Origin of the sequence: Shouchella oshimensis (assembly GCF_004375095.1) — a bacterium.
In the GTDB taxonomy this organism is placed as follows: domain Bacteria; phylum Bacillota; class Bacilli; order Bacillales; family Bacillaceae_D; genus Shouchella; species Shouchella oshimensis.
In genome coordinates, this window is the sequence record NZ_SNUX01000004.1 from 201,461 (window position 1) to 219,904 (window position 18,444).

Below are 18,444 nucleotides of genomic sequence, written 5' to 3' on the forward strand. Positions count from 1 at the left end.
AAAGTTTAGTACATGTGTCTTGCCCGCTTTCTCCGTTCACCTCCTTTAAAGATAAGATGCTACAATCGTATCGTGTTTCTCTTTAACAAATAAAGAAAGAATGGTGCCCCTAAGCAAGCTAATAAAATTCCAACTGGTAATTCAATGGGATCAAAAACGGTTCTTGCTAGCGAATCTGTAAAGACAACAAGTGCTGCCCCACCAATCATTGAAAATGGTAAGAGGTAACGAGAATCACTGCCAATTAGAAGTCGAATCATATGGGGTACGACTAGCCCAACAAAACCTAAAAGACCCGCAACACTAACTGCTGCTCCCGCTAGTAAAGCCGCAAGTAAGATGAGGTAAAACCGCATCCGTTCTACAGGTGCGCCCAGCAATTTCGCAGTATGGTCCCCTAATAACATCAGGTTTAATGGACGAATGGCTAAGAGGGCAAGAATTAAGCCGACCACTGCATAGGGCCATACAAATTCAACATGAAACCATCCTCTACCTTGAAATCCACCAGCTAGCCAAGGCAAGATTCCCTGAACACGGTCACTATAAAGAATCATAATGCCACTTTGTAGTGCTCCACATAGCGCATTAATGGCTACGCCTGCCAAAATAATCTTTAGTGGCGATGCTCCTTTTTCCCATGAAAGGGTGTAAATACAGAGCATGGCAATAATAGCACCAACAAATGCAAATGCTGGCGTTAAAAATCCATACTGCGGAAGGGCAACCATCGCTATACTTGCAGCCAAACCTGCTCCTGCTGTTACACCAATAATGCTTGGATCAGCAAGGGGGTTTTTCATTACCCCTTGTAAAATCGTTCCTGCTGCGGCTAAACATGCGCCTGCAAAAGCTGCCACAATGAGCCTTGGGAGACGAACATTGATTAATATCAGTGCATTTGCTTCGGTTTGGTTTTGTAAAGCTTCAGTCAAATCGGTAAGAGTAAACGTCACAGCCCCAAGAAATATACCTGTTAAAAAGGAAACGGCTAAAAAGATAGGTAGTCCAATTGCCAACCATTTTCGACGCTTATTACGTGTTTGAACGGTTAATTCACTCACCCTGCGCCTCAGTTAACTGCTCGCGCATATAGTCAATCGCTTCTGTTACACGGGTTCCCGGATTTGTACCAAACAGATCTGCTGGCAGTATGTTCATACGTCCCTCTTGCACTGCCGGCAATTGTGACCATCCAGCGTGTTGCTCCATTTCCTGAATAAAACTTTCTTCTACACTTGATGGATCTCCATGTGCCATAAAAAAGACAATAGCTGGATTGGCTTGTATGACCCTTTCCGGTGAGAGCGCCGCATATTGTGGATAATCTTGCAGTTGTTCAAATTCCGCAGCGATGTTTATCCCACCTGCAGCTTCTAATAGATTTCCTGCTAATGAATTTGGTAATGCTACTAAATTGGACCCTGGTGCGCCATAAACTAATAATGCTTTTGTTTCTGTATGTAATGGCTCATCCACCATCTCTTTTTCCGTTTTCTCTATCCCGCGAACGATATGACGAGCCTTTTCTTCTTGTTGTACAACCTCTCCAATCAACGTAATTTGGGCTTTAATATCGTTAATTGAATTGGCTCTTGTTAGCACTACCTCAGCTCCAGTCCCCTCAATAGCAGTTACGTCTTTTTGATTCATTGGATCATTTGCGAATACAACATCTGGCTGAGTAAGCGTTAGTCGTTCGATGTCCACTTCATGATAGGAGCCAATTTGCTCTGCTTGGTCAGCCTCTGCTACAACGGGTTGACCCTGACTTGTTGGTCGTGCTACAACTTCTTGTTCCAGTGCGTACACCATATCAAGCTCCCCATTTCCTAACACTGCAATTCGTTCAGGAACTTGAGCAAATTGGATGGAACGATGGGCGAAATCCGTCACCCCGTGACTTGCTTGTTCACTGTCAGCATTTGTTGCTTGACATCCGACTAGAAGCAACCCGAATAGGAAAAAGACAAACGAGCGCAGTTTCATTTTCAAAACCCCTAACGATAATGAGAATCAATTTCATTTAAGTCTTATGATATTGATAATGAATCTCATTGTCAATTACTAGTTTGAACGTTTTACATTATTTTTTATCTTTATGTACTAGCTCCCCCCTCCTGATCTTCTCGTTTTCAATCAAAAAGTGCCGCAACAAATAAAATACTGAAAGAATCTATAATCACTTTTTTTCGTTTGACTCTAAAAAATTCAAAAAACTAATTGAAAATGATTATCACTATCATTTATCATCTAAGATATACACTAAAGGAGTGAAGATCATGCGCATTTGCTTACTATATGCTTCTATGTCTGGAAATACCGAAGACATGGCCATCATCATAAAAAAGGAACTTGAAAAAGAAGGAATTGAGGTTGTTATGGAGGAAATGGATGGCTATGAATTGGAGAAGCTCACCGATTTCACCGGAATCATTCTCGGAAGTTATACGTGGGGAGATGGAGATTTGCCTTACGAAGTGGAAGAATTTGAGGAAGAACTTGTCCATGTTGACTTATCTCGTATACCTGCTGCTGTCTTTGGTTCAGGTGATCGGAATTACCCGTCCTATTGTGAGGCTGTGCACATATTTGAAGAAACACTAAAAAAAGCGGGGGCTGTCCTTGTTTGTAGCGGATTAAAAAATGAATTTGAACCAAAAAATGAGGAAGAAATAGAGGCGTGTCGCCACTTTGCCCAACAATTTTCCATTGCCTTAAAAGAACGAGTCTAGCACCCTCTTTTTTTCAACGAAGGCAGTCTCCACCCCCTTACTCTCCTATTGAGGGGTGATCGTTAAGCTCACTCATACTTGTTGGCGAAGGGTCAGAGCTACCTTACACCCTTCCCCTTCCACTGACTTGCACATTCATCGTCAACTATCCATTATTATATGACGACAGGTTGATCGCACTGTTCAGAGTCACTGACAACGACAACATAAATCTCTCATTTGCTCTGTTATTTTAACCTTTTGCTTGCGAAGACTTGATGTTTGTACGATTCTTCTTTCGATACGTTGGTTTTTTGGTAAAATCAAATTCAACTTTCCCTTCTTTTAGCACAAGTGCTGCAGAAAACGATTTACCTGCCTTACTTTTGAAGCCTTTTAATACAGCTGTTTCACCTTTTGTCAGTAGACGTTTTACCATCCCTTCTGTTAAGGTCTTTTTTGCTAGTCTTTTGACGATCACAAACTTGCAATTGTTCTCCTTTGACTTAGAGCAAGCGAACACAGGTCCTCTTTGTACAACCGCCGCCCCACAAAGTGGACATGGGCCTATACCTGCACTTTCACTCGTGTCGATGGTAGAGGTGTCTAATTTCATCGTCTTCACATGACTCGGTGCATCCGTTAACAGTCGATGAATATACGTATGAATGTTGGAAATAAATGTTGCGCTATCCTTTTCTCCTTGTCCAATTTTCCGCAAAAATAGTTCCCATTGAGCTGTCATTTCCGCCTTGCTTAATAAATTGCCTTCTACAGCTTCACAAAGGATTTTGCCTTTAGGGGTAACATAAACGCTATTTTTATTGATCGTAATGTACTCTCGACTTTTTAGTGTTTCAATAATATTTGCTCGTGTAGCCCCTGTACCAATTCCAGTTACTTCGTTGAGAATCGCTTGTTCTTCTTCGTCTTCTACAAATTTACCAGCTGTTTTCATAAGTGGAATAAGCTGTCCTTCTGTATAATATGCTGGAGGTTGAGTTTTTCCTTCTTTCGCTTTAACCATCGCCTGAATTGGTTCTCCTTTTTCTAGAGGAGGCAAAACTTGTTCGTCTTCTTTCTTCTTAGATTTGCTACTTTGAAACAATTCTTTCCACCCTAAAGCTTGCTCGATCTTACCCGTTGTATGAAACGCCAAGCCTTGTACATCAACCGTTACTTTTGTCTCCTCCACTTTATAAGGAGGTGCAAACATGGCTAAGGTTGTCTTCACTACTTCCAAGTAAAGGTTTCGCTCATCTTGACGAAGTTTTTCTACTTGGCTGGCAGTTGGTATTTTTTTTGTTGGTATAATAGCATAATGTTCCTGTACTTTAGCATCGTTTACATAGCGCTTTCGTGGATAGAGATATGCTGGTTCAAATGGACTTTCTAAAAGTTGCTGATAGCCAGTTACGTTTTTTCGTAGATAACTAAACTCTGCTTGTGTAATATGATTCGATTCGGTTCTTGGATAGGTTAGCCATTTTTTCTCATACAGCTTTTGCATAATCTTTAGTACTGTGGACGGACTATATTTCCATTTACGGTTCGCAGTTGCTTGCAACGTTGAGAGACTATGAAGCAAAGGAGAAGGAATTTCCTTATTTTTCTTCGTTAACTCAGAAATAACACCTGGCGTCTTCCCTTTTATCCCATGCTTCTCTAATAACGTTGTGACATCTTCTTTTGTTTTCAGACGCTGTTTAAGAGATGCTTGAAAGGTACCTCCACTGGCATCCACGTTCGCCTTTAATTCAAAGAACGGCTCCGACACAAATGCCTCAATCTCCTTTTGTCGCAAATAGATTAAGTAAAGGGTCGGCGTTTGTACCCTACCAACGGAAAAGGTATCTTGCACTCCTTTCGTTTGAAGTAACAATGAATACAACGGACTCGCGTTCATTCCCACTAACCAATCCGCCACCTGCCTCGCTTTTGCCTCCTCGTACATTGGTAAGAATTTTTCGCCGGGCTGTAGCTGAAGAAACCCTTCGCGTACGACGTCATTTTCCTGCGAATTAATCCATAGTCGCTTAATAGGAACATGGTTACGTACTCCTGCTTGTTTTATAATCGACCGAGCAATATTTTCACCTTCACGGTCTGGATCTGTAGCGATAATAATCGTTGTTGCTTTCTTTAGCCAATTCTTGACTATGTTGAACTGTTCTTGCTTGCTACGAGGAACTTGAAATTCTACTTGTTCAGGTAAAATAGGCAGATTTGCTAAGTTCCAACGTTTCCATTCTTTTTTATAGTGACCTGGTAAACAAAGCTCGACTAAATGACCGATTCCCCATGTCATAATGGCTTCCCCTTTAAAAAAACGTGGATCTTGAATCGTAATGTAGCCTTTCTGCTTTGTCGTTTGCTTAAAAACCGCTGCGTAGCTTCTCGCTTGGTCAGGTTTTTCTGCTAATATAACAGTTGTCATGAAATCCCCCCTGTACTACCAATTCCTTTGGAGTGTACGGCTAGTATACTACGATCACCGTTTCATCTGCACCCTGCCATCATAGAAGATTCGTTCCTTTCCAACAAATAGGATAAATAACACACCATTCGGTTTAGTAATGGTAGAATAAAGTCTAAATAGAGGGGGGAATTCAATGTGAAGGGAACCTGGTTTTTGCTATTATTAGTAGGGCTAGCTGGTTGTTCAGATAACAGTTTGTCTGGAGGCACATTACCAGAAGAACAGCCCGAGGATTTCAATTTTCGCCTAGCCTATGGAGTGAGTCCTCAAACGTTTAATGAGATCAATACCATTGATGGAACTTTTACAAAAGATTTAGTTACGGCAGGAACAGAAACAACCTCTTTCTTGTGGGCAGAAGAAGAGCTTGCTTTTTTTTATCAGCAATTTAAGCAGCTCAACATATTGGATCTTCCAAGACAAAGTAACAAAGCATCCTCTCCTTGTAGCCAACCGTTTCACTCTTATGAACTATACTTGATTGCAGATGAAGAAGAATACACCCTATCTTGGGATAGTAGCTGCTCAAATAAGGCGTTAGAAGAATGGGAAGGGTTTATGCATAAGGTTCATGATGACATCATTTATCCGAGCGAAGCCTACCAGTCCTTACCCGAAGCAGTGGGTGGCTATGATTAAAAAAATAGAGGCTGGGACAAAAGTAGATAGACAGACGAAAATGACGAACATTCCTGAAAGTAGGAACGTTCGTCGTTTGTTTTATATGAAAATGAGCGGAAGGAGAATCCGAAGACTCCTGGGGGATCAGCACGTGTCTGAAGACTCTGGAGTGGCGGTTTTCCATGGAGGAGGCTGAGGCCGTGTCCCCGGAAAGCGAAGGATTCTCCTGTAGCGATGCTACTCAGCATATTTTGGACTATTCGTCTTTTCAAATACTACTTTTCGTTATGTCCCAGCCTCTACCGTCTTAACCGATTTTCGTCTTCTTCACGCCAATCACACAATCGCTTTACACGATTCATTAAATGCCGATGATCTCTGCAACGCTCTCGTTTTGTTTTTCGTTCCATAATCGATTACTCCTCTGCTTGGTTTTTGTAGTATTGCTTTTCTTTCTTTGCACTACTAAACGTTTTTTGCGTTGGATAATGCGCTTTTGAAAACGAACCACCACTCACATCTTTAACCGTATGAACAACGGTAAAGGCGTTCTCATCAACATCTCGGATCAATTTTTTCAAATAAAAAAGCTGTTGTTTGGACACAGATACATAAATTAAATGCTCATCCATTCCATTTTCATCATTCTTCCCCTGCAAAATAGTTGTATGCGCCCCTAAATTGGTACGAACGCTTTTTGCCACTGCTTCATACGAACTAGAGAAGATATGCACGACTTTTTTAGATTCGAAACCTTCTAATACATAATCGGTTACCTTTTTACCAATAAACAACGCCACCACCGTATACAACGTTTGAACTGGGCCAATGACAAAAATTCCCCCTACCACAATCGCGGCATCGAGTACAAAATTAGTACCTGTTAATTCCCAGCCCAATTTATGGTTTACCATTCGAGCAATCGTAGAAGAACCACCTGTGGTACTACCTGAACGAAAAACAAACCCGAATCCAATTCCAGTAAACACGCCAGTGTAAAGTGCAGCAAGAAGAGGGTCATGAACGGGTCCACTCTTATCTTCAAGCACGTATAAAAACAATGAAAACAGTGGAATTGTCACTATTGATTTTACAATCATTGTACGCGGTAAATACCGGTAGCCAATCAGTAAGATTAAGCCATTTGCAAGTAGAGTGACAAATGAAGGAGACCAACCAATACTGTAGTACAGTAAAAGCGCGAGACCTGGAATACCACCTTCTGCTAATCCATTTGGCATCGCAAAAATAGCGACTGAAAAAGCAAAGAAAAACGTTCCAAGAATCATAAAACCATATTCTTTCATACGCCACTTCCTATCTCTATCTAGTGAGTGTGCGCTGCGAACCACGTAGTACGATGCTTCATTTAACTTGTTATAGCTCCATTACCCGTTTTAACAAAAAGTAGTCACTTTATTGACAACAAAAAAAGATGCGTGTTAGCGCATCTTTTCTTAAAACGATTTATTCTGGCTTTCTGTTATTGGTTTTATCGGAACACCATCTTTATAATACAATTCTGGTGAAAGGATTAGAAAATAAATATGAACTGTTTCAAATCCTTCCTCACGAAAAAGTGCAGCTAAATTGTTCGCTATCTGGTCATGGACCGATTGCGCTCTGGAAAACATTCGAATTTCTATTGTAAGAGGAACATTCAAAATTGGTTCTAAGGTACTCCTCTCAATTTTCACTTTTTCTTTTGAGATATGGACGATTTCCGAGAATACATCAATAACAACTGGTGCAAGTGCTTGTAGTCGCTCGGACGAAAAACCTGTAAAGCGTAAATATGGCAACCCCATCACGTCTTTTCTTCTAGTTTCTACTTGATAAGTGTACTTGTCTCCTTTTGAAAATGCAACGAAAGACCGCCCAAAAAGACGTCCGATCATACGCACGTCATATAAAGCTATAGGGCACAACGAGCGAACCGCACTCAAGGGGGAAGTGCGGTTCAGTGTGTATATATATTCATAAAGGAAGGGGGAGAAACAAATCTTAGGCATGCCTATGATTCGTTGTCCATTTAATAGCCGCTTTCTTTACTCTCTAAACCTGTTTTCCATAAAAATTTCACCCTTTTTTATGTAAAAATGTGTAAAGGGATCATGGTAAAAGAGTTTACTTGCATGAGAAGATTTTCCCTTTTTTTAAGTGTGCATATGAACATCAGTAAAGGACAGGTTGTCTCCTTGAAAGAATCTTGATATGTTTAAAGAAAAAGAGATTGGATTTTGTAGAATGACGATACATGAGTGGATTATGATAATTCTCGCCTTTTTTATTGCACTCGGCGCAATTGACTGGTGTTTAGGTAATCGGTTTGGTCTGGGGAATGAATTCCAACACGGCATCATGAGCATGGGGCAGGTTGCGCTAGCCATGATTGGCATTATAACCATTGCGCCACTTGCTGCCCAGTGGCTAACCCCCGTTATCTCACCACTCTATCTAGCAGTCGGTGCAGACCCCTCATCATTTGCCAATACCATTCTCGCACTTGATATGGGTGGCTATGCCCTCGCACAGGAGATGGGTATTGATACAGACGCAGCGCGTTTTTCTTGGGTCTTTTTAGGGACGATGCTCGGTCCAACGATTGTCTTTACAATTCCCATTGCATTACGCATGGTCGAAACAGGTGATCAACCTGCACTTGCAAAAGGCATGCTAATTGGATTAAGTACTGTTCCTCTCGGTTGTTTTATTGGTGGACTAACTGCAGGAATGGCTCCATGGATGATGCTGCAAAACTTACTAATTCCTACGATTTTTTCGTGCATTGTCATGTATGCATTACGCTTTTATTCAAAAACCTCTATTACGTTATTTTTATTATTTGGCAAAGCCATTCAAACGGTAGGGGTGCTTGGTTTAGCTCTTGCTGCCATCACTCATCTTACTGGATACAACATTCATCCTAAACTTGCTTCGTTCGAAGAAGGTTTGTTCATTGTCGGAGCGATTGCGGTAGTTCTTGCAGGCGCATTTCCTTTTGTCGCTTTTTTAAAGCAAGTATGTCAGCCCCTATTTGCCCGTGTAGGACAACGATTCTCACTCGAAGGTGCTGCCATTACGGCAATGATCACTTCGTTAGCCCATGCTATACCTGCTTTTAGCTTATTAAAAGACATGTCTGTGAAGAGTAAAGTAGTTGCAACGTCCTTTATGGTGTCCGGCGCGTTTGTTTTAGGCGGGCATCTCGGTTTTACCGCCAGTGTTGATCAAAGTATGGTCGTCCCGATGATCATCGGAAAACTTATTGGCGGAGGAAGTGCTGTCTTTATTGCGCTTATTGTTGAACGCAATAACAACACACTAAAACCGAATCCATAGGATTACATTAGTTCACGATCGATGAGGTAGATTCCAAAGAGAGTCTACCTTTTTTCACTTCCCTCAATTAGTTGGTTAGCGCTTTATTCATCCTTTGACATTTTAATAAAATTAGGTATAGTAGTATACGTAAACGCTTACGCAAACGATTACGTATTCGTTAAGAAAGGAATTTAATCACATGAGCCGTGTAAGTATTAAAGATGTGGCTAAGGAAGCGTCTGTGTCCACTGCAACTGTGTCCCATGTTGTAAATGGTACTCGTTTTGTTGCTGAATCCACAACCATTCGTGTTAAACAAGCAATGAAAAACCTTGGCTATACACCAAATTTCGCAGCAAAAACTTTACGAAGTCAAAAAACGTCTACCATCGGTATTGTTCTTCCAGATATCGGAAACCACTTTTTCACTTCCGTTGTTAAAGAAATTGAATCCGTTCTAGGCGAACAACAGTATCAATTATTAGTCGGCAATACAAATGAAGACATCGAAACAGAACGCAAAAAAATCCAAGCGTTTATTTCTCAGCAAGTTTCAGGGCTTATTATTGCATCAAGCGCAAAGCATTATAGCGAGATTGCCTGGGATATTCCTGATGATTTGCCAATTGTTTTTATCGACCGCCTGCCAGAGGAAACGAATCAAAGTTCCATCGTTGTTGATAACGAAAAAGGAGTTCAAATGGCAATTGAACAATTTATTCAAAGTGGTCATCAGAACATAGGGCTTATTACAGGTATCCATTCTTTAAGCACAACAAAAGACCGTATAAAAGGCTACAAATTGGCTCTAGCCAAGCATGGTCTTCCGTTTTCGACTAACCTAATCTACAATGGAAATTCTAAATTTGAAAGTGGTTACAAAGGCTGTGAACATTTACTAGGCACAACCAACGCATCAGCACTATTTGTCGCAAATAATTTAATGAGTGTTGGTGCGATGACCTATTTAACAGAGAACGACATAGCTGTGCCAGATGACGTCGCTATTATTGGTTTCGACGATTATAGGTGGGCAGAAATCACCTCACCACCGTTAACCGTTATCAAACAACCAGTCGAACAAATTGGTGCAGCAGCGGCAACAGAACTCTTAGAACAAATTGAATTGGGACAGCCAAGAAACAAACCATACCGGTTTGAAACGGAGTTAATCCTTCGTTCTTCCCATCACAATCATAAATAAGAACTAACTTTTTTAAGTTTTTTATAAGGAGCGTTTTTGTCTTGAAAAATAATCGTGAAATTGCAGAAGCCATTATCGCCGCTGTTGGTGGTGAAACAAATATAAAGTCGATTGCTCATTGTGCAACTCGACTCCGAATTATGGTATATGACGAAGAAAAGATCGAGAAAGAGACTGTTGAGGGTATTGATAAAGTAAAAGGAGCCTATTTTCATTCCGGGCAATATCAAATTATTCTCGGTACCGGAACAGTCAATCAAATCTATGAGAAAATCGAAAAATTAGGTGTTAGTGGCTCCACGAAAGAAGATCAAAAGAAAGAAAAGAGCAATCAAGGTAACTGGTTTCAACGGATGATACGCACGTTTGGAGATGTGTTTGTACCGATCATCCCTGTTCTTGTCGCTACAGGTCTTTTCATGGGCGTGCGAGGGTTATTTATGCAGGATCAAGTCTTAGGATGGTTTGGATTAACGGCAGAAACCATCCCTGAGAATTTTCTTCTGTTCACAGAGATCCTAACAGATACAGCTTTTGCCTTCTTACCTGCACTGATTGCTTGGTCTGCATTTCGTGTATTTGGCGGTAGCCCGGTTATTGGTATCGTATTGGGACTTATGCTTGTGAATCCTGCATTACCTAATGCATGGGCAGTTGGAGATGGCTCTGCTGATCCAATTACGTTCTTTGGACTTATTGAAGTTAGTGGCTATCAATCATCTGTTTTACCAGCGTTTATTGCTGGATTCTTAGGTGCAAAATTGGAAATTGCTATTCGTAAACGAGTTCCTGAGGCACTTGATCTTATTTTAACACCCTTCTTAACATTATTCATTATGATTACCTTAGCTTTATTTGTAATTGGTCCTGTCTTTGGTGCAGTAGAACAAATTGTCATGACTGGTGTACTCTTTTTACTTGACGTTCCATTCGGCATTAGCGGATTAATTATAGGCTTCTTTCACCAATTAATTGTTATTACTGGTGTACATCATATTTTTAACTTTCTAGAAGTACAGCTTCTTGATCAATTAGGAGCAAACCCTTTTAATGCCATCATTACTGCGGCAATTGCTGCTCAAGCAGGGGCTGCACTTGCGGTTGGTTTAAAAACACGCAGTAAAAAGTTAAAAGCACTTGCGCTCCCATCCTCTTTTTCCGCTTTTCTTGGTATAACTGAACCTGCTATCTTTGGTGTTAATCTACGTTATGGAAAACCTTTTGTAATGGGCCTTATCGGAGGTGGTGCAGGTGGCTTCTTCGCTTCACTTGTAGGATTAGCTGGTACGGGTATGGCCATCACTGTTCTACCTGGAACGTTACTCTACCTTAACGGACAAATTTTATTCTATATCTTAGCGAACATCATTGCGGCTGGAGTAGCCTTTGGATTAACTTGGCTCTTTGGTTATAGTGATAAGAAAAAAGAAGAGATTGAACAAGCATGAAGGAGTATGAGTGTTTATGAAATGGACAAATGAAAACCGCTATCGTGCATATAGTCAAATGAGCAAAAAGGAAGAAACCAAATTGCATGAGACGGTCAGCCATTCACCCTGGAGGCAGCACTATCACATTCAGCCCCCTACAGGTTTGCTAAATGATCCGAATGGGTTTAGCTATTATAACGGGATGTATCATTTGTTTTATCAATGGTTCCCTTATGGGGCTGTTCATGGGCTAAAGCACTGGTACCACGTTGTTTCACCAGACCTTGTTCACTGGGAAGAGAGAGGTCTTGCCATTGAACCGGATCGCTCATATGAGAGTCATGGAGCCTATTCAGGTAGTGGAATTGTTCACAAAAATAAGCTTTATTTATTCTATACTGGGAATCAACGCACAGCAGATTGGGAGCGTATTCCAAATCAAGCATTAGCCATCATGGATGAACATGGTTCCATTAGCAAGCACCCTACCCCTCTTTTAATTGGTTCGCCAAAAGGGTATACAGAACATTTTCGAGACCCTAAAGTTTGGCAAGTGGGGGATGATTTCTACTTCGTCATAGGGGCACAGCGAGAGACCAAAACCGGGGCCGCACTACTTTATCATTCAAGTGATCTAGAGAATTGGTCGTTAGTAGGGGAAATTCAAACAGAACTAACTGATTTTGGCTATATGTGGGAATGTCCTGATTACTTTGAGCTTGACGGAAAAGGAATCTTTATCTTTTCACCACAAGGATTGGAGCCCGTAGGTTTTCATTACCAAAACATTTACCAATCAGGCTACCTAATTGGCCAACCGCTTGATGTCACAACAGGTCATTTTAGCCACAACCTTTTTTATGAGTTAGATGCAGGCTTTGATTTTTACGCACCGCAATCTACCATGACACCTGACGGTCGTAGAATACTAGTTGGTTGGATGGGACTCCCTGACATTGAGTACCCGACTGATCCCTATGACTGGGCTCATTGTTTAACACTACCGAGAGAAATATCCGTAAAAGAAGACAAGCTCATTCAAAAACCCATCCGTGAACTAACGAAGCTTAGAGGGGAGCAATTTAGCTTTTGTGATGTAATTGGCAATTTTTATACGGAAGCCGGTACGGCCTATGAAATGATCTTAACATTCGACGCCATACAAGCAGAGTCCTACGGCATTTCCTTTCGTACAAGTGATGTCGAAAAAACAACCCTAACTTTCAACCGAGAAAGCCGGCTTTTAACTTTGGATAGAGGCCAATCAGGTCAAGTGCCCGCACAAACATATGGAACCACTCGATCTGTTTTATTAGAAAGCAGTGACCTTTTATCGCTTCATGTATTTGTTGACACATCATCTGTCGAACTTTTTGTGAATGATGGTGAGGTTGTTTTAACAAGCCGTATTTTCCCTCAAGACGTATCAACAGGTTTTCAGGCCTTTGCTGAAAAAGGAACCGTACATGTAAACGGAACCCATTGGAGCCTCTCCTAACAAGGAAGACCCCTCCTTCTTTTAGCTAGAACTAGTTAAGGAGGGGTTTCTTCTTCTTCCGAATCATGAAACGGACTTTGTTCTTCATTTATTTGCGTGTTGCCTGCGTTGTGAAAGGCTTCAATTTCATCTTCTGAAACATCGCCAACAATGATCATCTGAGTAGGCATCACATGCAGATCCCTTGCTGTAACATGGGTCTGTACAATGTAGATCCCATCTTCACCAAACTCATAAGGAATGGCATAGACTCCGTCAGCATCTAGTGTGCCTTCAATAAGCTCTCCAGCATCTCGTTCTTGGTCTTTCCATACTTCGAACACAACTTCCTCTGCATCATCTACATCTTCTTCACCTTGGGTAACATATGCACGTAGCACAGTTTTAGAGTCTGCAGGAATATGCTCCTCCACTTGGATATCTACATCAACAAGATCTGGTACACTCCACTCTTCCTGCTTACCTTGCATACAGCCGCTAAGTACTAATAAAACAATTAATCCCCCTATTAATAGCGGTTTCACTTTCACTCTGACCTTCCTTTCTAATCAGACCTCTTACACTTAGTTTACAAGAAAAGTGTGTAATCTGCATGAAGTTTCACTAGATTCTTCCCTAAAGATTACGTTGTCGTGCTATCCCTTAATAACCAGATCATCGAGTGTTCCTTTATTTTTGAAGTTTCAAGTAAAGAATCTTGAACTCCTTCACATGGCAAATACCCTGGTTACGTTCCGACAAGTTCAATGTGGAAAAGGAAAACAGATCTCGAATGTAAAGGAAAGAAAAATTAACCGTTATCATTTGCATATACAAATGATATACTAAAAAAAGGTGCTTTACCCTTTTTCTTTTATAATTTCGGATAAGTCGGTTAAATACATCGCTAAATTATCTGCATTCTTTTCTCCGAAAATGGTAACCACTTGTTTTCTTAAATCTGAAAGCGCATGTTCAACGTCTTTAGAAAATAATTCACCTTTATCTGATAAGTTAAAGTGTGTGGTCTTCCAACGAGTCTTCCTTTTGATTAAGCCCTCACCTTCTAACTTCTTGATAAACCTTGTACTAGTAGAGGGGGCTATGGATAACTTCGAACAAAGTTCTTGTTGAGTAATACCAGAATTATTTTTTATTAATAAGATTACGTATGCATAAGAGGGAGCTATATCCAATTCCTTAAAAGCCTCTTCTGCGATACGAGTCATCTTACGCGCAAATCGATTAGAAGTAAAATACAGGCACATTGTTAAAAAAGATTCTTCTTGCTTCAATGGTTTCACCTCTCAATTGCTTGTAAAAGTATCATAAATCTGTAACTACCGTCAAACGTATAACAGATTGTGTCCTATTAACTAAAAACGTGCTCTCTTTTTTTTGCTACTTCGTTACCAATAATAATATAAAAAAGGTGTTTTACCTACTGGGGTGATCATTTGAAAAAGGTTCATTATAGTTGGTTCATTTTAATCATTTCATTCTTTTCAATAATAGTCGCAGGTGCATTGATAGCTTCTTCAGGAGTTTTAATGGCTCCATTACAAGAAGAGTTTGGTTGGGAACGATCAACAATATCTCTCGGGTTCGGCATTAGTCTATTATTTTATGGATTATCTGGACCATTTGTTGCTGCGCTATTAGAGAAAATTGGCTTAAGAAAAATGATGATTATTTTCATGTCATCCCTTATCATCGGTGCAACATTAACCTTATTCGTTACTGATGCTTGGCAATTTATCCTTGTATGGGGAGTTATCGTTGGTTTTGGGTGTAGTTTATTTTTAACGACTCTTAGCCCATTTGTATCTAGTCATTGGTTTGAAAAAAGAAGAGGTCTCGTTGTGGGAATCTTAACGGCTAGCACCGCCACAGGTCAACTCTTATTCCTTCCATTACTAGCTGTCATTATAACTAATTCATCGTGGAGGTTAGCATTACTTACTTTAATTGTTTTTGGCATTTTCATGCTTATCATCATTTGTTTGTTTATGAAAGATAAACCCGTTGATTTAGGTTTGCGTCCGTTTGGTGCTGTTGCGGATCCGATTAAAACGGAGCTTGAGGTCTCAACGATCAATCCTATAGCTAATGCTTTTATGACGCTTAGGCTAGCTATGAAATCAAAGATTTTCTGGCTATTAGGTAGCAGTTTCTTTATTTGTGGGTTTACAACGAACGGTCTGATAGGTACTCATTTCATATCCTATTGCCTTTCCTTCGGTATTCCACTCCTAACAGCAACGTCTTTATTATCTTTTATGGGTGTTTTTAATTTAGTCGGAACTACGCTTTCTGGCGCACTATCAGACAAATTTGATAATCGCTGGCTGTTATTTATCTATTATTTTCTTAGAGGACTGTCTCTCATTATCCTTCCATATGCACTCTATAGCGGCAACTTTACGCTACTTGTTATCTTTACCATAGTCTATGGGTTAGACTGGATTGCTACAGTTCCGCCTACAATTAATCTAACAAGAAAAAGGTTCGGTATAAAAAGTACGGGAATTGTATTTGGCTGGATTTTCGCTTTCCACCAAGCTGGTGCCGCAACTGCTGCTTACTCTGGTGGCCTAGTTTATAGCATCACATATTCTTATACTTCGGCCTTTCTATTTGCAAGTATAACGTGCTTATTTGCATGTTTGTTTGTTGTCCTTATAAAAAAAGAAGATCTCATTCAAAAAGCGTAGTTCTCAAACGTTACTATAGGTCCTACAGTCATGTGTATAAAAATAATTTTCTCACAAAAAACTTTCCCTTACTGATGCCTAAGTGCCTTTATGATCGTTCAAAAGCGTTGATATAAAAGCATTTTCCCATGTGCAACTTTATTCCTAATAGGCAAGAACTTTAGTATGACCAAAAAAGATTTCTGTAGACCCACATGGAACCTCCTTGCTATAGTCATACTATTGCTTTATAGGAGGGCACGTAATGGAGGAAAGATACAAGGAATTAAAACAGGGAGAACGAGGTGCTCAAGTCAGCTTAGTGGCTTATATCATTCTCGCTATTTTAAAACTAACAATGGGGATTTACGCTGGTTCAGTTGCTTTACGTGCAGACGGTCTTAATAACGTAACAGACGTTGTTGTTGCCATTGCCGTTTTAATTGGACTCAGAGTGTCACAAAAACCGCCAGATAAGGATCATCCCTATGGTCACTGGAAAGCAGAAACAGTTGCTTCTCTCGTCGCATCCTTCATCATTATGGTCGTCGGTATTCAAGTAATGATTGACGCCGTTACTTCTGCTTTCACAGGTACAACTGAACCTCCTAACGTCATTGCAGCCTGGGTCGGCGCCTTTGGTTTTGTTGTCATGTTTGCCGTCTATCTCTATACACGAAAATTAGCAAAACGCATTAATAGTCACGCCGTCGAGTCTGTTTCTAAAGATAATTTATCAGATGCCCTCGTTAGCGCAGGCGCAACACTAGGGATTATTGGTTCCCAATTTGGGCTACCGTGGCTAGATCCGTTGCTTGCTTTTGTTGTTGGTGTCATTATTTGTCACACAGCCTGGGGGATCTTCTCAAAATCTTCTCTATCCCTTACTGATGGCGTTGACGATCAAACATTAGATGATATAAAAGAGACAGCTCTTGCTGTTGAAAAAGTAAATTACGTGACAGACGTAAAAGCACGCTATTATGGAAGTAATTTAATTGTCGATTTAGTTATTCAGCTTGATCATTCGCTCACCTTTACAGAGGCCCACGATGTATCGACCATTGTAGAAGATCAAATTACAGAAAAGCACCGAACCATTGATGTTCATGTGCACGTTGAACCAGAAGGAAAAACCAATCACGAATAAATAGGAAAAGCGGATGATCCCTTGTCACCCGCTTTTTCCCTCTTTGTTTCGATCCTCGACCTTCTTCTTTCATAGCGTTTGGCTACTGTTGAATAACCCAATCAAATGGGTCAGGGAGAGTGTTCCAATCTTGTTGATATTCCTCTTCCGTTAAAAGACACTCCTCTAACTCTTTAAGAATGTCTTCTTTATTCATTCCCATTCCAATAAGAACCACCTTCGTATGGCGATCGCCAAAGGTTGTGTCCCAGTCTTTTGCTACTTCTTTATTTACTGCTAGAATTTGTTGTTGCTGCTCTTTAGGTAAAGCCGCTACCCAGTACGTTACAGGTTCAATGGATACAGACGAACCAGCTTGAGAAAATAATAAAGCATAGTCATTTCTTGTCGCACACCAAACAATACCCTTTGCACGAACAATTGATTGGGGCATAGACTCACACCATTTATCCAATCGTTCTGCATGAAACGGTCGTTTGCTTTCAAACACAAAGGAAGAGATTCCATACTCCTCTGTTTCCGGCGTATGATTTTCTGGTCCAAGCTCTAATTCCTTTAACCAACCAGCAGACTCGCTCGCCTTGTCAAAGTCAAACAAACCTGTATTTAAAATCTCCTTAATCGGAACCTCGGCTCGAGTCGAACGCAGTAGCTTTGCTTCTGGTTGTAGCTTTTTAAGAAACTGTTCTAGTTGCAAGAGCTGCTCTTCTGAAACAAGGTCACATTTGTTAAGAACGAGCACATCACAAAATTCAATTTGATCAATAAGTAAGTCGGCAACCTCTCGGTAATCCTCTTCGCCTACTTCTTGCTTCCGCTCTAACAACGATTCACCAGATTCAAAGTCATGCCAGAAACGATTTGCATCGACAACGGTCACCATTGTATCTAATGTACAAAAACGGCTAAGGTCTATCCCTAATTCTTCATCTACGTAACTAAATGTGTGTGCAACAGGTATCGGCTCACTAATCCCTGAGGATTCAATTACGATGTAGTCGATGTCTCCTTGCTTAGAAAGACGCTCTACTTCTACTAAAAGATCCTCACGTAATGTACAACAGATGCACCCATTGGATAGTTCTACGAGCTTCTCATCCGTTCTTGAGAATCCTCCTTGTTTTTCCACGAGTTCAGAATCAATATTTACCTCACTCATATCATTTACAATAACAGCTACTTTTAAGCCATCTCGATTATGTAGAATATAATTTAATAATGTGGTTTTACCTGAACCAAGGTAACCACTTAACACTGTCACTGGTATTTTTTTCATTTATTAGCATCTCCTTTTATCAAATCGTAATGATTACGATTTATAATACAGCAGTTACCTAACGTTGACAACCCTT

Annotated in this window: 16 protein-coding genes; 8 read left to right on the top strand and 8 right to left on the bottom strand. The window is 40.5% G+C overall.

The window, feature by feature from the left end:
- Window positions 1-59 precede the first annotated feature (59 nt).
- Window positions 60-1,064, bottom strand: a complete 1,005-nt coding sequence (locus tag E2L03_RS16575; protein WP_134259684.1) for a FecCD family ABC transporter permease — start codon at window positions 1,062-1,064, stop codon at window positions 60-62.
- The gene (locus E2L03_RS16580; protein ID WP_134259686.1) at window positions 1,057-1,989 is read right to left on the bottom strand and encodes an ABC transporter substrate-binding protein; all 933 of its coding nucleotides are present in this window, start codon (window positions 1,987-1,989) and stop codon (window positions 1,057-1,059) included. The genes E2L03_RS16575 and E2L03_RS16580 overlap by 8 nt, the downstream gene beginning before the upstream one ends.
- Window positions 1,990-2,282: 293 nt before the next feature.
- On the opposite strand from E2L03_RS16580, the gene E2L03_RS16585 reads away from it, so the two are divergent.
- The gene (locus E2L03_RS16585) at window positions 2,283-2,735 is read left to right on the top strand and encodes a flavodoxin (protein ID WP_206698942.1); all 453 of its coding nucleotides are present in this window, start codon (window positions 2,283-2,285) and stop codon (window positions 2,733-2,735) included.
- A 232-nt stretch (window positions 2,736-2,967) separates the two neighbouring features.
- Here the strand turns inward: E2L03_RS16585 and E2L03_RS16590 are convergent, their stop codons facing one another.
- Entirely contained in the window at window positions 2,968-5,151 is a 2,184-nt protein-coding gene (locus tag E2L03_RS16590) for a type IA DNA topoisomerase (RefSeq protein WP_134259688.1), read from the bottom strand.
- Between the two features lie 177 nt (window positions 5,152-5,328).
- Between E2L03_RS16590 and E2L03_RS16595 the strand changes: the two genes are divergently transcribed.
- Window positions 5,329-5,832 carry a hypothetical protein gene (locus E2L03_RS16595; RefSeq protein ID WP_124742637.1) on the top strand — a complete coding sequence of 168 codons (504 nt, stop codon included), beginning with the start codon at window positions 5,329-5,331 and terminating at the stop codon, window positions 5,830-5,832.
- A gap of 398 nt (window positions 5,833-6,230) precedes the next feature.
- Here E2L03_RS16595 and E2L03_RS16600 read toward each other — a convergent pair whose 3' ends face one another.
- Both E2L03_RS16600 and E2L03_RS20565 read right to left on the bottom strand, forming a co-directional pair.
- Entirely contained in the window at window positions 6,231-7,121 is an 891-nt protein-coding gene (locus E2L03_RS16600) for a YitT family protein (protein ID WP_038483470.1), read from the bottom strand.
- Window positions 7,122-7,271: 150 nt separating this feature from the next.
- A complete protein-coding gene (locus tag E2L03_RS20565) occupies window positions 7,272-7,622 on the bottom strand; it encodes a DUF1904 family protein (protein WP_166740346.1) in 351 nt (116 codons plus the stop codon).
- A 439-nt stretch (window positions 7,623-8,061) separates the two neighbouring features.
- Here E2L03_RS20565 and E2L03_RS16610 point away from each other — a divergent pair, with 439 nt between their 5' ends.
- The 4 genes from E2L03_RS16610 to E2L03_RS16625 all read left to right on the top strand — a co-directional run bounded on the left by E2L03_RS16610 (window position 8,062) and on the right by E2L03_RS16625 (window position 13,270).
- Window positions 8,062-9,156, top strand: a complete 1,095-nt coding sequence (locus E2L03_RS16610; RefSeq protein WP_134259690.1) for an ethanolamine utilization protein EutH — start codon at window positions 8,062-8,064, stop codon at window positions 9,154-9,156.
- Window positions 9,157-9,337: 181 nt separating this feature from the next.
- On the top strand, window positions 9,338-10,342 hold the full coding sequence (locus E2L03_RS16615; protein ID WP_055736784.1) for a LacI family DNA-binding transcriptional regulator: 1,005 nt from the start codon (window positions 9,338-9,340) through the stop codon (window positions 10,340-10,342).
- A 41-nt stretch (window positions 10,343-10,383) separates the two neighbouring features.
- A complete protein-coding gene (locus E2L03_RS16620) occupies window positions 10,384-11,790 on the top strand; it encodes a sucrose-specific PTS transporter subunit IIBC (protein WP_134259692.1) in 1,407 nt (468 codons plus the stop codon).
- Window positions 11,791-11,806: 16 nt separating this feature from the next.
- On the top strand, window positions 11,807-13,270 hold the full coding sequence (locus E2L03_RS16625) for a glycoside hydrolase family 32 protein (RefSeq protein WP_134259694.1): 1,464 nt from the start codon (window positions 11,807-11,809) through the stop codon (window positions 13,268-13,270).
- Between the two features lie 35 nt (window positions 13,271-13,305).
- On the opposite strand, the gene E2L03_RS16630 is transcribed toward E2L03_RS16625, so the two are convergent.
- Window positions 13,306-13,800 carry a FixH family protein gene (locus E2L03_RS16630; RefSeq protein ID WP_134259696.1) on the bottom strand — a complete coding sequence of 165 codons (495 nt, stop codon included), beginning with the start codon at window positions 13,798-13,800 and terminating at the stop codon, window positions 13,306-13,308.
- A 309-nt stretch (window positions 13,801-14,109) separates the two neighbouring features.
- Window positions 14,110-14,544: a MarR family winged helix-turn-helix transcriptional regulator gene (locus E2L03_RS16635; RefSeq protein WP_241742038.1), complete on the bottom strand. Its 435-nt coding sequence runs from the start codon at window positions 14,542-14,544 to the stop codon at window positions 14,110-14,112.
- Between the two features lie 162 nt (window positions 14,545-14,706).
- Here E2L03_RS16635 and E2L03_RS16640 point away from each other — a divergent pair, with 162 nt between their 5' ends.
- The gene (locus E2L03_RS16640; RefSeq protein WP_134259698.1) at window positions 14,707-15,963 is read left to right on the top strand and encodes an MFS transporter; all 1,257 of its coding nucleotides are present in this window, start codon (window positions 14,707-14,709) and stop codon (window positions 15,961-15,963) included.
- A 244-nt stretch (window positions 15,964-16,207) separates the two neighbouring features.
- Entirely contained in the window at window positions 16,208-17,092 is an 885-nt protein-coding gene (locus E2L03_RS16645) for a cation diffusion facilitator family transporter (protein WP_124742643.1), read from the top strand.
- An 82-nt stretch (window positions 17,093-17,174) separates the two neighbouring features.
- Here E2L03_RS16645 and E2L03_RS16650 read toward each other — a convergent pair whose 3' ends face one another.
- Entirely contained in the window at window positions 17,175-18,368 is a 1,194-nt protein-coding gene (locus tag E2L03_RS16650; RefSeq protein WP_134259700.1) for a GTP-binding protein, read from the bottom strand.
- Between the last annotated feature and the right edge of the window lie 76 nt (window positions 18,369-18,444).